Origin of the sequence: Aeromonas sp. Y289-2, assembly GCF_027705925.1 — a bacterium.
GTDB classification, from domain to species: domain Bacteria; phylum Pseudomonadota; class Gammaproteobacteria; order Enterobacterales; family Aeromonadaceae; genus Aeromonas; species Aeromonas veronii.
Map to the genome: position 1 here is coordinate 150,668 of NZ_JAPDCH010000010.1, position 15,913 is coordinate 166,580.

The following is a 15,913-nucleotide window of genomic DNA, read 5'->3' on the forward strand; positions in this document are numbered from 1 at the left end:
ATATTACCATTACGAGTGTAATCGATAACACATGATTTGTTATCAAATACCCCTTTAATTTCAATTGCTTGAGTTTGCCTTGTGGCTTTATCAAGCGTTTTTATAGCAGTATTTATGTAATAATTACAGTTTTGTGAGTTTTGTCATGTCAATGATGGCACAGTTATTCCTATAATCTCCATCGGACAGTGAAAGCGCTTTCCCTATGGGTTGGTAAGCGGTTCATCAAGATAACAATGCAACAGTGGATTAAAGGAATAACTATGAAAGTGAAACTACTGACGACATCCGTTGCCCTCGCTCTGTCAATGACTGCATTGAATGCTAATGCTGTTGATTTTACAGGCTATTTCCGCTCTGGCGTAGGTGTATCCCAAGACGGTGATATGCAAACCGGTCGACAGAACTTTGTCGGTCGTTTGGGTAACGAAAGCGATACCTATACCGAAATTGGTATTGGTCAGGAGGTTTACAACAAGGATGGCAAGACTTTCTATGTAGACAGCATGTTCAGCATGCAGAGCGATGGCTCCAATGACTATGAAAGTACCACCACTGTGTGTAACTTCGATCAAAAGGAGTGCAAGGACGATGCAACATTTGCCCTGCGCCAATTCAATGTTAAGGCCAAGGGGCTGATTTCCGCTGCGCCCGATGCTGTGGTGTGGGCTGGCAAGCGCTTCTATCAGCGTCACGACCTTCACATCATCGATACCAAATACTGGAATATCTCGGGAGCCGGTGCCGGTATTGAGAACCTCAAGGCAGGTCCAGGCGCCTTCTCACTGGCGTGGATCCGGTCTGATGGTAACGATATCGATAACTCGATTGTCAACAATGACCTCAACGTTAACTTCCTGGACCTGCGCTATGCCGGCTGGGCTCCTTGGGAAGGGGCTTGGACTGAAGCGGGTGTCAGCTATGCCATGCCCAATCCGACCGATGAGCAGGAGAAAGCTGGTAATCTCTATGATCCCAAAAATGGTGTCATGTTGACCGCAGAAATGAGTCAATACTTTGCCGATAGCCGCATCTACGAGAAGTTGGTGCTGCAATATGCTGATAAAGGGCTGGCCCAGAACATGATCTCCCAAGGGGGCGGTTGGTATGATGTTTGGCATCTGACCGATGATGCCAAGGGATACCGTGTGATTCTGACTGGTGACATTCCCATGGGAGAGAAATTCAGTGTGAACCATGTATTCACTTACGGTAAGGGTGAGAAACTTGAAGCATGGCATGACAACACCGAACTGTTCAGCGCTGTCGCGCGAGGCGGTTATGCGTGGACTGACATCATGAAGACGCTGGTTGAAGCCGGTACTTATGAGAGCACCAAGACCTGGACAAGCGGCTCTGAAGAAAAATCGAGTGGTCAAAAATATACCTTGGCTCAAGCTTGGTCAGCTGGTTCCAGCATGTTTGCCCGCCCGGAGATCCGGGTTTTTGCCAGCTATCTGAAAGATGGCGAAGGCAAATCCTTCAACGGCGGTGAGGATGATAATACTTGGAACTTCGGCGTGCAGGCTGAAGCCTGGTGGTAAATCCCGACTCGTCACCCCGCAGGGAGCCCGCTTGGGCTCCCTTTTTTATTTTGCATTGAACGCGCGCCTTGTCGTGCTGACGTCGTCATCGGGGCTCCATCGTTGCGAATCCCGGCGACGAAGGTGTCGTCCGCGAGTCTGCCTCGGGGAGAGGGTGGCCATGTTTTGGTGATGGTGCCGGAGGGCGCGGAGCGGTGGAGGCGGGATGATAAGCGATGGCGAGAAAGGGCGAAGAGACGGGCTAAGTCATGTCCAGGCGGCAGATGGAAGAGGCGCACGACTCACCGCGCCTCTGTGTAACGTTACATCTTTATTGCAACAGGAAGGCATCCAGCGCATAGGTGGGTTTGCCGCTGTTGTCCATCAGACCCAGGCTGTAGCCCTGCCAGTTCTTGTAGCTCTGTGGTTCCCAGTAGAGCACGCCGAGTCCCTTGCCGTCAGGGATCCACGTCATCTTGTTGAGCAGGTCGGCAATGGTGTCGTAACTGTTTTTCGGGTCATCCCACGGCATGCCCACCTCGACGATCATCACCTCCTTGCCATAGCGGGTCACCATGTCGGAGAGGTTGTCGTAGCAGAGATTGTCTAGGGTGAACCAGTCACCGTTGCCGCTCTGGGTCGGGTAGAGGGAGGCGCCTATCACATCCCACTTGGCCCCGTTGCTCTTCAGCCCGTCAAACATCCAGCGATAGAGGCTGTTGTTCTCGCAGTTGGCCAGATGGACGATCACCTTGGTGCCGCTGTTGACCGCCTTGACCGCGTCATAGCCGCTGTTGATGAGCCAGGCAAAGTTCTTCATGTTGACCGAGGCTCGCCCCTCTTCCCACAGCATGCCATTGTTGGTCTCGTTGCCCACCTGTACCCACTTGGGGGTAATGCCGGCATTTTTCAGGGCCACCAGGGCGTTATAGGTGTGCCACCAGACGTTCGACATCAACTGCTCGAAGGTGTAGCTCTGCCAGGCCGCCGGCTTGGTCTGCTTGCCCGGATCGGCCCAGCTGTCGCTGTAGTGGAAGTCAATCAGCAGATCGAAACCGGCCGCCTTGGCCCGCTTGGCCTTGGCGATGACGTCACTGATGTTGTTCCAGCCATCGGCAGGATTGACCCATACCCTGAGCCGGATGGTGTTCATACCGTGCTCTTTCAGGGTCTTGAACAGATCCTGCTGCTGGCCGGCGTCGTTATAGAACTTGTACCCGGCTTTCTCCATCTGGGTCAGCCAGCTGACGTCAGCTCCCTTGACCATGGCCTCTCCCTGGCCATGAAACAGCAGGGCGCCGCCAAGCAGCAGGGTGGTAAGCAGATGTCTCTTCATTGTTGTTATCTCCTGTCTGGATGTGTGTAGGGTGGCGACAGGGAGGCAGTCCCGCGCCGGGATGGCGTCGCCGTGCGGCGCCATCCCGGCGGAGGCTGGGGCCGCCTTACGGCGGCCCTAGGATCACCCGGCGGGGGAGACGGTGACCTGGATGTGTTGGGGATCGCGGCGATCCAGGGTGATGCGATACTGGCCGTCGCTGGGCGGGGTGAACTTCATGTCGCTCCACTGCCAGCCGGCCTTGACTACCACCGGCTTGTCCGACTCGACCTTGGCGGCGGGGTCGAACTGGCCATAGGTGGTGTCGGCCTTCCACTTCTCGTCGGCAATTTTGAACTTGTAGGCGCCGTGACTGGCCTGCAAGGCCACCTGGACCGACAGCAAGTCCCCTTGCTGGGTAACCAGTTGCTGGTCTGCCGGGGCCTCCCAGTTGTTCATCTCGCCGCGCAGGAACAGCGGGCGGGCCAGGGGATCCTCCTCGTTGGCCAGCGCGGGCTGGAGGCAGGCGATCAGGGTAGTCAACAACAGTGTCTTCTTGAACATGGATGGTCCTCTCTGTGGTGTGTGATCAGGCGCTCTGCAGGGTGAAGCGGCGGGTCAGCGACAGTTGCTGCTGCGATAGCTGCTGCAACTGGTCGCTGGTCTGTGCCACCTTGGCCAGGGCGCCCTGGTTGTCGTCGGCAATCCGGGCGATGTTGGTAATGTTGCGGGCGATCTCGGCGCTGGTCTGCTGTTGCTGCAGGGTCGCGCTGGCGATACGGCTGCTCTGCTCGGCCACCTGCTGCAGCGCCTGGGATAGCTCGGCTAGGGTGGCGCAACCCGCGTCGCTGTCGGTGCGACTCTGGGCCATGGCGTCGTGGCAGCGCAGCATGGTGGCGACCGCACCGCGGGTGCTTTGCTGCAGATCGTCGATGATCCCCTGGATGCGGGTGGTGGAGTCTGCTGTGTGGTGCGCCAACTGACGCACCTCGTCGGCCACCACGGCAAAGCCACGCCCCTGTTCTCCGGCGCGGGCCGCCTCGATGGCGGCGTTGAGGGCCAGCAGATTGGTCTGCTCCGTGATGCGCTCGATCAGGGCGAGGATGTCACCGATGCTGACGCTCAATGTCTGCACCTGCTCCACGCTGCGGCGCGACTCCGCCAACTCGTCAGCCAGTTGCTGCAGCCGTTGACCGGTCGCCGCCCCACGCAGGCTGGCGGCGTGGGCCGCCGCGGCTATGTTGCCGAGGGTCTGCTCGGTCTGGCCTATGCTGCCGGCGACCTCGCGCACCGAGTAGTCCATCTCCTCCATGGCGCTGCAGACCCCTGTGGTTTCGTTGCGCTGCTCGCCGATGGCAAGTTGGGCGTGATGCTGGGCGTGCTGGTTCTGGCCGGCCATGCGGCCGAGGGCATCGGCGGCCTGAACTATCTGACCGAGCATGCCGCTCATCTCGTCGGCCAGGGCGTTGATGCCGGTCGCAAGCTGGCCGAACTCGTCGTGACGCAGTAGCGGCACGCGTTGGCGCATATCTCCCTGACTCAGGGCCTTGAGGGTGGTGAGGATGTGGTGCAGTGGCTGGCGGATGGCGCGAACCAGGTGCCACAGCACCAGGGCGCCGAGACCGAGGGAGAGCAACAGGCCGGCGCACAGCCCGAGGCGCAGCCAGAGCAGGATGGCGCCGCTGCCGGCGGTGCTGTGGCGAAGCTGAGCGTCGATCGCGGCGTCAAGCTCGCTTAGATCGCCTAGCAGGCTGTCGATAAGGCGGCTGGCCTGCACACTCTGGTTGCGCAACATGATGCTCTGTTCGACCAGCGCCAGGTGGCGTGCCGGCAGGCTCTCGGGGCCGGCCAGCAGGGTGGCGAGGGTATCGAACCTGGCACCCGTGCCGCGTTCCAGGCTCAGGGGCACGCCGAAGGCATCCTCCTGGCCGGCGAGCTGGCGTGCCAGCTCCTGGCGCAGTGCCGCCGCCTGTTCGCTGGCGCGTGCATTGGCAGCCAGACGTGCGGCAACGGGGGCCGGATCCTGCTGCTTGAGGATCTCCTGTGTGGCGCTGACCTGTTGTTCCAGGTTTGCCAGCAGGCGGCTCTTGAGCAGCACGGCGGGGTGGCTGCCCAGAGGGGCGAGCAGCACATCGAGGGCGCTGGCAAGCTGGCGCGCCGTGTCGCCAAGGCGGGTGTCGGCCGCCAGCTTGCTCTGTTCGAGGCGGTTGTGGGCATAGTCATCGACCAGTTGCTGGGCCAGTTGCCAGTAGGCGGCCTGTTGCTCGCGCAGGCTCTCGACGCGCGCACTCTGTTGCGGCTCCCCCGCTATCTGTCGAGCCAAGGTGGCCAGACCCTGGTCGAAACGGGCCTGCCATTGCTGCATCTGCTCGCGGGCGGCGCCCAGCTCCTCCTCTCCGGTCTGCAGCAATGCGTTACCCAGATGTCGGTCGAGGGTGAAGAGATCGCGGGTCACGGCGCGGCTCTGCACCAGGGTCGGCGCGGTATGGCTGGCGAGCAGCCCCACCTGGTCGGCCAGCCGTTGGCCGGCGTAGAGAGAGAGGGCCACCGAGAGCAGCAGCAGCAACAGGATGACGGCAAAGCCCAGCGCCAGGCGCTGGATGATGGAAAGGTGACGAGTGCGCAAGTTCATGGTATCGGTTACATGTGGTTTTGAGTCAACCCAGCCTGATGATGCAAGTGATAAGTCATCTTTTATCAGTGCGTTATCTTGTTAAAAGATAAGGCTGCGATAATGGAGGGCACCTAATTCTGATTTTTAGTGTAACGTTTTCATTGTTTTGTGAATCTTTTACACTCTTTCTCGGCACCCTTGTACGGGATTTGTCCAGGGTTGCGAGCCCGCTCTCATTTTGTGTCCCGCGCCCGGGGATAAAAAAAGCCCCCGACTGGCGGGGGCAAAATGGATCGGGGCATGCAGTAGCCGCGTTCAGCGGCTGATCCTGAGCCCTTCGGCATTGAACACAAGGCAATTTTGCGGGGCAAAGAAGACATCCATCTTCTGGTACGGATGAAACTCCCCATCCCCTGCCAGCAGCAGCTTGAAGCCGTCGGTGCCGCAGCACTGACCGAACAGGTAGGTGCTGTTGCCAAGACGTTCCACCACCTCGCAGGTAAAGGCGAGGTGGATCCCCTCTGCGCCCGGCACCACATGCTCGGGACGCAGGCCAAGGGAGATCTCGCTGCCCGGCTCGAGTCGCTCGGTGAGGATGGGCAGGGTGAGCTCCTGCTGGCCGGCTACCTTGACCCGGATCTGCTCCGGGCTCCAGGCCAGTACGCGGGCCGGCAGGAAGTTCATCTTGGGTGAGCCGATGAAACCGGCCACGAAGCGGTTGCAGGGTTTGTAGTAGAGCTCCATCGGCGAGCCGACCTGTTCCACCTTGCCATAGTTCATCACCACTATCTTGTCGGCCAGGGTCATGGCCTCCACCTGATCGTGGGTCACGTAGATCATGGTGGTCTTGAGCTCCTGATGCAGCTTGGCGATGTGCAGGCGCATCTCGACACGCAGCTCGGCATCGAGGTTGGAGAGCGGCTCGTCAAACAGGAACACCTTGGGGTTGCGCACGATGGCACGGCCGATGGCTACCCGCTGGCGCTGGCCGCCGGAGAGTTGCTTGGGCTTGCGATCGAGCAGGTGGGAGAGCTGCAGCGTCTTGGCCACCATGCTGACCTGGTGGGTTATCTCCTCTTTCGGCACGCCATTGACACGCAGGCCATAGCCCATGTTCTCGGCCACCGTCATGTGGGGATAGAGGGCATAGGACTGGAACACCATGGCCACGCCGCGATGAGCCGGTGCGACATCGTTGACCACCTGCTCATCGATGGCAATCTGGCCTTCCGATATATCTTCCAGGCCGGCGATCATCCGCAGCAGGGTGGACTTGCCACAACCGGAAGGGCCGACGAAGACGGTGAACTCGCCGTCTTCCACGTCCAGGTTGACGTTATGCAAGGTCACGTTGCTGCCAAAACGCTTGACCACATTGTTCAATCTGATACTCGCCATGAGCTTTAACTCCTTGATAATGAATGCATTAGCTGCAGAACTCCGAGGTGGCCATACCCCTGCTGCGGCTTCTTTGCCCTGGGAGGGAGAAGGCGTTTCACACCGTTTCACTCTGTGGCTTTGCGAGGACTATATCAGTCAGGTGTAAACGGTTGCACAAAATGCTGTTTCTTTTGTGCATGAGATCACAGCCTTGGTACGTGCTACTGGCAGGCTGGGCAAGCACCGCTTACCGTAGAGCCATTCGGTGTAATCGTTACCTTTTTTGCCGCATGAAAGCGCAGTGAAAGGCGTGGGTGGCAAGAAACAAGAGAGAGAGCGAATTGCTCCGGATCTGATGTATAGGATTAAACCAGTTATTTATCATGACATTAGGTGACGGTGAGTGCGCGTCATAGAGGCCAGACCAGTACAGTGTGCAATGTGGTTGTGCTCTGTTTTACACACTAATCGGTAACAAGCGTCATAAGTTACACCGGCTGGATGGCATCGTAACACCCACCTAACCGACGTGGTCGGCGAAGGCCTGTTTTTACCTGAGTTAGGGACAAGGAAATCATATGAAAATCAATAAATTGACCGCTGCAATGTTGTTTTCTCTTGGCGTGGTGGGGTTGGGGCAGGTAGCCCGGGCTGCCGACGGTGAACTGCTGGTGTGGGAAGACATCAAGAAATCAAACGGCATAGAGAAGGCCGTCAAGGCGTTCGAAGCCAAGCACAACGTCAAGGTGAAGATCCTCGAAACCCCCTATGCCCAGCAGATCGAGAAGCTGCGCCTGGATGGCCCGGCCGGCATAGGCCCGGATGTGTTGGTATTGCCCCATGATCAGGTGGGCACCGCCGTGGTGCAGGGGCTCATCAGCGAGATCAAGCCGGGTGCCGACTATCTGGCAGGCTTTACCAAGCCGGCGGTGGATGCCCAGACTTATGAAGGCAAGCTCTATGGCCTGCCCAAGGCGGTCGAGACCATCGTCATGGTCTACAACAAAGACCTGCTGCCCAAGGCGCCGGAGAGCTTCGACGAGCTGGTCAAGGCCTCCCAGACCCTGCGTGGGGAGAACAAATACGGCCTGCTCGCCAAGTTTGACGAGATCTATTACTCCTACGGCGTAGTGGCCGCCATGGGGGGCTACATCTTCGGCCAGAACCCCAACGGTTCGCTCAACGTCAAGGACGTGGGCCTGGCCAACCAGGGGGCGGTCGACGCGGTCAGCTTCCTCAAGCGCTTCTATAGCGAAGGGCTTTTCCCGGCCGGTATCGTCGGTGAGACCGGCGCCAACGCCATCGATTCCCTGTTCACCGAGAAGAAGGCCGCTGCCGTCATCACCGGGCCCTGGTCGTTCCAACCCTACAAGGATGCCGGTGTGAACTACGGTGTCGCCCCGCTGCCGACACTGCCCAATGGCGAACACATGCGCTCCTTCCTCGGCGTGAAGGGGTACAGCATCTCCACCTATTCCAAGCAGAAAGAGCTGGCGCAGCAGTTCATCGAGTTCATCAACCAGCCTGAGTACGCCAAGGTCCGCTTCCAGAAGACCGGCGAGATCCCGCCGCTCAAGGCGCTGATCGACGATCCGCTCATCAAGGACGACGAGAAATCCCGGGCCGTGGCCATTCAGGCTGGCTTCGCCACCCCGATGCCGAGCGTGCCCGAGATGCAAGAGGTGTGGACCCCTGCCAACAGTGCACTGCAGCTTGGCGTGACTGGCAAGCAGGGTGTGAAGGCGGCACTGGAAGGTGCAGTCAAGAACATCAACATGCAGATCGAAGTTAACCACGCGCAGCAATAACACAAGTTGGGCGCAGGCCCAATTCGGGCCGGGCGGCATTCGTGGCCGCCCGGGCTCTTAATGGAAAGGAGGTACATTGTGGTTGTCGATTCCGGATCGCTTACCCAGATCGGTACAAGAACCCATCATGCCAAGGTGGCCGCCCTGCTCTCGCTGATCCCGGGACTCGGTCAGTGGTATAACCGGCAATGGGTCAAGGGCACCCTGTTTTTCACCGTCATGGCCTGCTTCTTCGGCGTATTCCATGATTTTCTATCTCAAGGGTTCTGGGGGTTGTTTACCCTTGGCACCGAGTTGCCCCGGGACAACTCCGTCTTCCTCCTGGCCAAGGGGGTTATCAGCGTACTGGTGGCCATCTTTGGTTGTGCCATCTATTACTGGAGCGTCCGCGACGCCTATGTTAACGGCGATCGCCGGGATCGTGGCGTAGCGCTGACCAGTGTGCGCAAGCAATACCAGTTGCTGCTGAGCGAAGGTTTTCCGTACCTGATGATCACCCCGGGCTTCATCCTGCTGGTGTTCGTGGTGGTGTTCCCCATCATCTTTGGTTTCTCCATCGCCTTCACCAACTACGATCTCTACCACACGCCGCCGGCCAAGCTGGTGGACTGGGTGGGGATGAAGAACTTCATCAACATCTTCAAGCTCGATCTGTGGCGTTCGACCTTGCTCGACGTGCTGCAGTGGACCGTGATCTGGACGCTGATCGCCACCACGTTGCAATGCTCGGTCGGGGTGCTGCTGGCGATCCTGGTCAATCAGAAGGATCTGCGCTTCAAGCCGCTCATCCGCACCATCCTGATCCTGCCGTGGGCAGTGCCCGGTTTTGTCACCATTCTGGTGTTCGCCGGCATGTTCAACGAGACCTTTGGCGTCATCAACAACGGTATTCTGGCTTCTCTGGGTATCGACCCCAAGGCATGGATGACAGATCCCTTCTGGACCAAGACGGCCCTCATCCTGATGCAGACCTGGCTTGGCTTCCCATTCGTCTTCGCCATGACCACTGGGGTGTTGCAGGCTATCCCGGATGATCTCTACGAGGCGGCCACCATCGACGGTGCCAGCACATGGCACAAGCTGACCACCATTACGCTGCCCCTGGTGCTGTATTCGATCGCTCCGATCCTCATCACCCAGTACACCTTCAACTTCAACAACTTCAACATTATTTACCTGTTCAACAACGGGGGACCTGCGGTGGCTGGTTCCAATGCCGGCGGCACCGACATCCTGGTCTCCTGGATCTACAAGCTGACCATGTCGTCATCCCAGTATGCGATTGCAGCGAGCATCACCATTCTGCTCTCCATCTTCGTGGTCGGCATTGCCCTGTGGCAGTTCCGTGCGACCAATTCGTTCAAGCAAGACGACATGGTGTAAGGAGATCCAGCCATGAGTGCCAAACACAGTCTGAAAAAGAGTAATGCCATCCGCCTGACCCTAAGCTATTTGCTGCTGGCTATGGTTGCGGTGATCATCATCTACCCCCTCATCTGGACGGTGGGGGCATCCCTCAACCCGGGCAGCAGCCTGCTCAACACCTCGATCATCCCGGAAAACTTCTCCTTTATTCATTACCAGGAGCTGTTTGACGGGCGCATCGACTACGCCGCCTGGTACTGGAACTCGATGAAGATCAGTTTCCTGACCATGGTGTTGACCCTCATCAGCGTCAGCTTCACTGCCTATGCCTTCTCGCGCTTTCGTTTCCGTGGGCGGCAAAATGGCCTGATGTTGTTCCTGTTGTTGCAGATGGTGCCCCAGTTCTCGGCCCTCATCGCCATCTTCGTGTTGGCCCAGATGCTGGGTCTGGTCAACAGCCACCTGGCGCTGGTGCTGGTCTATGTGGGCGGCATGATCCCGATGAACACCTATCTGATGAAGGGTTATCTGGACGCCATCCCCAAGGATCTTGACGAGTCGGCGCGTATGGACGGAGCGGGCAACTTCCGCATCTTCATCGAGATCATCATGCCGCTCTCCAAGCCCATCATTGCGGTGGTTGCACTGTTCTCCTTCACCGGCCCGCTTGGCGACTTCATCCTGGCCAGCACCATATTGCGCACCCCGGATCAGTTCACCTTGCCCATTGGTCTCTACAACCTGGTCGCCCAGAAGATGGGGGCCAGCTACACCACCTATGCGGCGGGAGCTGTGCTCATCGCGGTGCCGGTGGCCATCTTGTACCTCTCCTTGCAGAAGTACTTCGTTTCCGGTCTTACCGCAGGTGGGACCAAGGGTTAATCCGTTAAACAGGACGTTCGACATGAAAATCAAGAAGACGCTGGTGATGGCGGCGCTGCTCGCCACCGGCATGTTGGGTATGCATGCCCCCGCCGTGGCTGCCGAAAATGTGGTGGTGCAACCAGTTGCGGTACCGCAGGAGTTCATCAAGGGGGCTGATGTCTCCATGCTGGCCGAAGTAGAGAAATTTGGTGGCAAGTTCTTTGATGCCAGTGGCAAGCAACAGGACGCCATGGCAATCCTCAAGGAGAACGGCTTTAACTACATTCGCCTGCGCCTGTGGGTAGACCCCAAGGATGCGGACGGCAAGCCTTACGGCGGTGGTAACAACGATCTGGCTGCAACGATAGCGCTTGCCAAGCGTGCCAAGGCCCTTGGTATGAAGTTCCTGCTCGATTTCCACTACAGCGACTTCTGGACCGATCCGGGCCGCCAGAACAAGCCCAAGGCGTGGCGTACGATGTCAGTCAAGCAGTTGGCGGATGCCGTTTACGCCCATACCAAGGAAAGCATGGATGCCCTGGCAAAGGCCGGTGTGATGCCTGACATGGTGCAGGTCGGCAACGAGATCAATGGTGGCATGTTATGGCCAGAGGGCAAGAGCTGGGGGCAAAACGGTGGGGAGTTTGATCGCCTGGCCACACTGCTCAAGGCTGGTGTACGTGCTGTGAAAGAGCACGGCAAAGATATCAAGGTGATGCTGCATCTGGCTGAGGGCACCAAAAACGACACCTTCGTCTGGTGGTTTGATGAAGTCGCCAAGCGCGAGGTGCCCTTCGATATCATCGGACTCTCCTTCTACACCTACTGGAATGGCCCCATCAATGCCCTCAAGGCCAACATGGATGACATCAGCAAGCGCTATGGCAAGGATGTGATCGTGGTCGAGGCCGCCTACGGCTACACCACGGAGAACTGCGACAACGCCGAGAACAACTTCACTGCCAAGGAGGCGAGCGACGGTGGTTACCCGGCCAGCGTACAGGGGCAGGCCGACTTCCTGCGCGATCTGATCAAGAGCGTGGTGGCGGTACCGGACGGGCGTGGCAAGGGAGTCTTCTACTGGGAGCCTGCGTGGCTGCCAACCCCTGGTGCCACTTGGGCTACCAAGGCTGGGATGAAGTACAACAACGACGACTGGAAAGAGGGCAATGCCCGGGAGAACCAGGCGCTGTTTGACTGCTCCGGCCATGTGCTTCCCTCGATCAAGGTATTCAACTGACCCGGTTCAACCGATAGGGCGACCGGCCATGGCCGGCGCCCCCTCGTTTTAGGAGATGTGTGATGTTCAAGTTTCCCCCGCTCAGTGAACGCGTGCCCGCCCTGCTGCATGGTGCTGATTACAACCCGGATCAGTGGCTGGATGATCCCCAGGTGTTCGAGCGCGATCTCGAGATGATGAAGCAAACCCGCTGCAACGTGATGTCGGTCGGCATCTTCAGTTGGTCTTCCCTGGAGCCACAAGAGGGGCACTATGAGTTCGGCTGGCTCGATACGGTGCTCGATCGCTTGCACGAAAACGGTGTGTCAGTTTTCCTCGCCACACCAAGTGGTGCTCGTCCGGCTTGGCTTTCCCAGCGTTATCCCGAGGTGCTGCGGGTCAGCAAGGAACGTGTGAAGGCACTGCACGGTGGCCGTCACAATCACTGTATGAGTTCGCCTGTCTATCGTGACAAGGTGCGCGCTATCAACGGTGCCCTGGCCGAACGCTACGGCCATCATCCCGGTGTCATCGCCTGGCACATCTCCAACGAGTACGGCGGCGAGTGCCACTGCGAGCTTTGTCAGGAGCGCTTTCGTGACTGGCTCAAGGCTCGTTATGGCAGCATAGAAGCGCTCAATCACGCCTGGTGGAGCAGCTTCTGGAGCCATACCTACACCGACTGGTCACAGATCGAATCCCCGTCTCCCATCGGCGAGAGCTCGATCCACGGCCTCAACCTAGACTGGAAGCGTTTCAATACCGCCCAGGTGAGCGATTTCTGTGCCGAGGAGATCAAGCCCTTGAAGGCGGCCAACCCGAGCCTGCCGGCCACCACCAACTTCATGGAGTACTTCTACGACTATGACTACTGGCAGTTGGCCAAGGAGATCGATTTCATCTCCTGGGACAGCTACCCCCTCTGGCACAACAGTGGCGATGACTCGACCCTGGCGGCGTACACCGCCATGTATCACGACCTGATGCGCACTCTCAAGGGAGGCAAACCTTTCTTCCTGATGGAGTCGACCCCGAGCCTGACCAACTGGCAGCCCATCAGCAAGCTCAAAAAGCCGGGAATGCATATCCTCTCCTCCTTGCAGGCGGTAGCCCACGGCTCCGACTCGGTGCAGTACTTCCAGTGGCGCAAGAGCCGTGGTTCGGTCGAGAAGTTCCACGGCGCCGTGGTCGATCACGTTGGTCACATCGATACCCGGGTGGGCCGCGAGGTGCAGGCGCTAGGCGAGATCCTGGCCAAGTTGCAAGAGGTCGCTGGCAGCCGCGTCGAGGCCAAAGTGGCCATCATTTTCGACTGGGAGAGCCGTTGGGCCATGGACAATGCCCAGGGGCCGCGCAATGCCGGCCTCTTCTACGAGAAGACGGTAGCCGAGCACTACCGCCCATTCTGGGAGGCCGGGGTGGCGGTGGATGTCATCAATGCCGACTGCGCGCTTGATGGCTATGACCTGGTTATCGCCCCGATGCTCTACATGGTGCGCGATGGCTTTGCCGAACGGGTTGACGCCTTTGTCAAACGAGGTGGGCAGTTTGTTACCACTTACTGGAGTGGCATCGTCAACGAGACCGATCTCTGTCACCTGGGGGGATTCCCAGGGCCGCTACGCCCGGTCCTTGGGATCTGGGCAGAGGAGATAGACGGTCTCTATGACGAGGAACGTAACGCCGTCTCGGGTCTTGCTGGCAACGAAGCCGGACTCTGCGGCCCTTACGAAGTCACTCACCTTTGCGATCTCATCCACCTAGAAGGCGCGAGGGCCCTGGCCAGCTATGACGGTGACTTTTATGCCGGACGTCCGGCGGTGACGGTCAACGAGCACGGGACAGGTCGCGCTTATTATGTCGCCTCGCGAAATGATCTGGCGTTCCAACACGACTTCTTTGGCCATCTCATCGAGACCCTGGCCCTGCCGCGTGCTTTGCCAGCCTTGCCGGAGGGGGTCACCGCCCAGTGCCGCAGCGATGGTAAGCAGGTGTTCGTGTTTGTGCAAAACTTCGCCAACGCCGAGCGCCTGGTCACTCTGCCGGGTGGTCACAGTGACATGGTGAGCGGTGAGGCGCTGAGCGATTCACTGGTGCTGCCTCCATTCGGCTGCCGGGTGCTGCGTCGCGCCCGTTGATTGCGGGGCGGAGCCAGTGGCTTCGCCCTCTTATTCACGTTTAGGAGGTTCAAATGGTCAAGATGCAGGACTTCAAGCGTCTGTTCGCCGCGGCCCTCGGCCACAAGGAGGAGAAATCGGCCGAGGCACCGCTCTCCAGGCTGGACGAAGCGGCCATCACCGCGCTCATCGCTGCCTTTGGCGGGCGCGACAACATCGTGGGCTTTGACGCCTGCCTGACCCGGCTGCGGGTCAGGGTCAATGCCTTGCAGCCGGTCGACAGCGAGGCGCTGCAGCGTCTCGGCGCCATAGGCGTCATCATCATCGGCGACGAGGTGCAGGCCATCTTCGGCAAGCGCTCGGACAACCTGCGTCGTGATCTCGGTCAGTGGTTCGAGCTGCACGAGCCGGAGCAGCACTAGGATGCGCCCCCCGCTGAGCTGGCCACTGTTGGTCATGCTGGGAGCCATCAGTGCAGGTGCTGGTGCCGCTCCTCATAACCTGGCTATCCGAGGGGCGGATGTCTCCACCCTAGCCGAACTCGAGCGCCTGGGCGTTCACTATCAAGACGGAACGCGGCAGGGGGATTTGCTAACCCTGATGCGCAAGCGTGGCCTCAACCTGGTACGCCTGCGGCTGTGGGTCGATCCCCGTTCGGCCAAGGGGGAACCCTTTGGTGGTGGCAACAATGACTTGGAAAAGGTGATTGCACTGGCGCAGCGAAGCCGGTCCCTCAACCTGCCCTGGTTGCTCGATCTTCATTACAGCGACTTCTGGGCCGACCCTGGCAAGCAGCACACGCCACGGACCTGGCGAGGCAAGTCGGATGCAGAGCTGGCGGCAATGCTGCACGATTACAGCGCCGCCGTGATACAACGCCTGCGCGAGGCCGGGGTGCAACCGCAAATGGTGCAGGTCGGCAACGAACTCAATAACGGCATGCTGTGGCCGCAGGGGCAACTACACCGGCAAGAAGAAGAGGAGGGGTTCGATCGATTAGCCCAGTTGCTCAAGGCGGCCATCGCCGGGATCCGTGCTGGCAGCGAGGGGGGTATCACCCCACGACTGATGCTACATCTTGCTGAAGGAGGGGATGAGGCTCAGTGCCTACGCTGGTTCAAGGCGATGCAGGTACGCGATGTGCCGTTCGATCTGGTGGGTATCTCCTTCTACCCATATTGGCACGGATCTCTGGACGACCTCTCGCGCACCATGAACAGCCTTGCCACCCAAATCAGGCGTCCGCTGCTGGTCGTTGAGACCGCCTATGGGCATGACACCGTCAACCAGGACGAGGTTCGTAACGCCTTCGGTGAGCAGGAGGCCGTACGCGGCGGGTTTGCTGCGACGCCCGAGGGGCAACTAGCGTTTCTCGATGCACTGCGTGCTGCTATTGCCGCAGTGCCGGATCAGCTCGGGCTCGGGTTTGTCTATTGGGAGCCGGGCTGGATCCGGGTCCCCGGCGACAGTTGGGCCAGTCGCGCTGGCATGGCGTTCCTCGGGATAGATGAGCCCCTCGGCAATGGCTGGGAGAACCAGGCCCTGTTTGATCGGGAGGGCAGAGGACTGCCGGCGTTGGCCGCCTTTGTCCTGACCCGCTGACTATTTCATATTAAAGAGATGACAACAGCACCATGAAGATTGACATGAAAAAGACCAAAATTGTCTGCACCATCGGTCCGAAGACCGAATCCAAAGAAATGCTGGC

12 protein-coding genes are annotated in these 15,913 nt (G+C 59.0%); 8 read left to right on the forward strand and 4 right to left on the reverse strand.

The genetic code is table 11. The features are described 5' to 3' along the window. Positions 1–257: 257 nt before the first annotated feature. A complete protein-coding gene (locus OKC43_RS15475) occupies positions 258–1,544 on the forward strand; it encodes a maltoporin (protein WP_100654853.1) in 1,287 nt (428 codons plus the stop codon). Positions 1,545–1,854: 310 nt separating this feature from the next. On the opposite strand, the gene OKC43_RS15480 is transcribed toward OKC43_RS15475, so the two are convergent. From OKC43_RS15480 to OKC43_RS15495, 4 genes are all read right to left on the reverse strand, one after another. After that, a complete protein-coding gene (locus OKC43_RS15480; protein WP_231720618.1) occupies positions 1,855–2,859 on the reverse strand; it encodes a glycoside hydrolase family 53 protein in 1,005 nt (334 codons plus the stop codon). 123 nt (positions 2,860–2,982) lie between these two features. Further along, positions 2,983–3,402, reverse strand: a complete 420-nt coding sequence (locus OKC43_RS15485; protein WP_041212954.1) for a hypothetical protein — start codon at positions 3,400–3,402, stop codon at positions 2,983–2,985. A 25-nt stretch (positions 3,403–3,427) separates the two neighbouring features. Further along, a complete protein-coding gene (locus tag OKC43_RS15490) occupies positions 3,428–5,470 on the reverse strand; it encodes a methyl-accepting chemotaxis protein (protein ID WP_100654390.1) in 2,043 nt (680 codons plus the stop codon). A 297-nt stretch (positions 5,471–5,767) separates the two neighbouring features. After that, positions 5,768–6,850, reverse strand: a complete 1,083-nt coding sequence (locus OKC43_RS15495) for an ABC transporter ATP-binding protein (RefSeq protein ID WP_100654389.1) — start codon at positions 6,848–6,850, stop codon at positions 5,768–5,770. Positions 6,851–7,410: 560 nt separating this feature from the next. Here OKC43_RS15495 and OKC43_RS15500 point away from each other — a divergent pair. The 7 genes from OKC43_RS15500 (at position 7,411) to OKC43_RS15530 (ending at position 15,807) form a co-directional block, all read left to right on the forward strand. Further along, entirely contained in the window at positions 7,411–8,640 is a 1,230-nt protein-coding gene (locus OKC43_RS15500) for an extracellular solute-binding protein (RefSeq protein WP_100654388.1), read from the forward strand. Between the two features lie 78 nt (positions 8,641–8,718). After that, positions 8,719–10,023, forward strand: coding sequence for a carbohydrate ABC transporter permease (locus OKC43_RS15505; protein WP_041212958.1), 1,305 nt, complete (start codon positions 8,719–8,721; stop codon positions 10,021–10,023). Positions 10,024–10,035: 12 nt separating this feature from the next. Next, on the forward strand, positions 10,036–10,887 hold the full coding sequence (locus OKC43_RS15510; RefSeq protein ID WP_041212959.1) for a sugar ABC transporter permease: 852 nt from the start codon (positions 10,036–10,038) through the stop codon (positions 10,885–10,887). A gap of 22 nt (positions 10,888–10,909) precedes the next feature. Beyond that, positions 10,910–12,109 carry a glycoside hydrolase family 53 protein gene (locus OKC43_RS15515; RefSeq protein ID WP_100654387.1) on the forward strand — a complete coding sequence of 400 codons (1,200 nt, stop codon included), beginning with the start codon at positions 10,910–10,912 and terminating at the stop codon, positions 12,107–12,109. Positions 12,110–12,171: 62 nt separating this feature from the next. After that, positions 12,172–14,226 carry a beta-galactosidase gene (locus OKC43_RS15520; RefSeq protein WP_100654386.1) on the forward strand — a complete coding sequence of 685 codons (2,055 nt, stop codon included), beginning with the start codon at positions 12,172–12,174 and terminating at the stop codon, positions 14,224–14,226. A gap of 53 nt (positions 14,227–14,279) precedes the next feature. Continuing rightward, positions 14,280–14,627, forward strand: a complete 348-nt coding sequence (locus OKC43_RS15525; protein ID WP_100654385.1) for a glucose PTS transporter subunit EIIB — start codon at positions 14,280–14,282, stop codon at positions 14,625–14,627. A 1-nt stretch (position 14,628) separates the two neighbouring features. Continuing rightward, positions 14,629–15,807 (forward strand): glycoside hydrolase family 53 protein, encoded by a 1,179-nt coding sequence (locus tag OKC43_RS15530; protein ID WP_270659456.1) that lies wholly within the window; start codon positions 14,629–14,631, stop codon positions 15,805–15,807. Positions 15,808–15,913: the final 106 nt, after the last annotated feature.

What these genes read in the sequence shown, in the direction of transcription:
- OKC43_RS15525 (WP_100654385.1), top strand. Translation starts at nt 14,280, where the DNA reads ATGGTCAAGATGCAGGACTTCAAGCGTCTGTTCGCCGCGGCCCTCGGC.
- OKC43_RS15485 (WP_041212954.1), bottom strand. Translation starts at nt 3,402, where the DNA reads ATGTTCAAGAAGACACTGTTGTTGACTACCCTGATCGCCTGCCTCCAG.
- OKC43_RS15530 (WP_270659456.1), top strand. Translation starts at nt 14,629, where the DNA reads ATGCGCCCCCCGCTGAGCTGGCCACTGTTGGTCATGCTGGGAGCCATC.
- OKC43_RS15515 (WP_100654387.1), top strand. Translation starts at nt 10,910, where the DNA reads ATGAAAATCAAGAAGACGCTGGTGATGGCGGCGCTGCTCGCCACCGGC.
- OKC43_RS15500 (WP_100654388.1), top strand. Translation starts at nt 7,411, where the DNA reads ATGAAAATCAATAAATTGACCGCTGCAATGTTGTTTTCTCTTGGCGTG.
- OKC43_RS15490 (WP_100654390.1), bottom strand. Translation starts at nt 5,470, where the DNA reads ATGAACTTGCGCACTCGTCACCTTTCCATCATCCAGCGCCTGGCGCTG.
- OKC43_RS15480 (WP_231720618.1), bottom strand. Translation starts at nt 2,859, where the DNA reads ATGAAGAGACATCTGCTTACCACCCTGCTGCTTGGCGGCGCCCTGCTG.
- OKC43_RS15495 (WP_100654389.1), bottom strand. Translation starts at nt 6,850, where the DNA reads ATGGCGAGTATCAGATTGAACAATGTGGTCAAGCGTTTTGGCAGCAAC.
- OKC43_RS15520 (WP_100654386.1), top strand. Translation starts at nt 12,172, where the DNA reads ATGTTCAAGTTTCCCCCGCTCAGTGAACGCGTGCCCGCCCTGCTGCAT.
- OKC43_RS15510 (WP_041212959.1), top strand. Translation starts at nt 10,036, where the DNA reads ATGAGTGCCAAACACAGTCTGAAAAAGAGTAATGCCATCCGCCTGACC.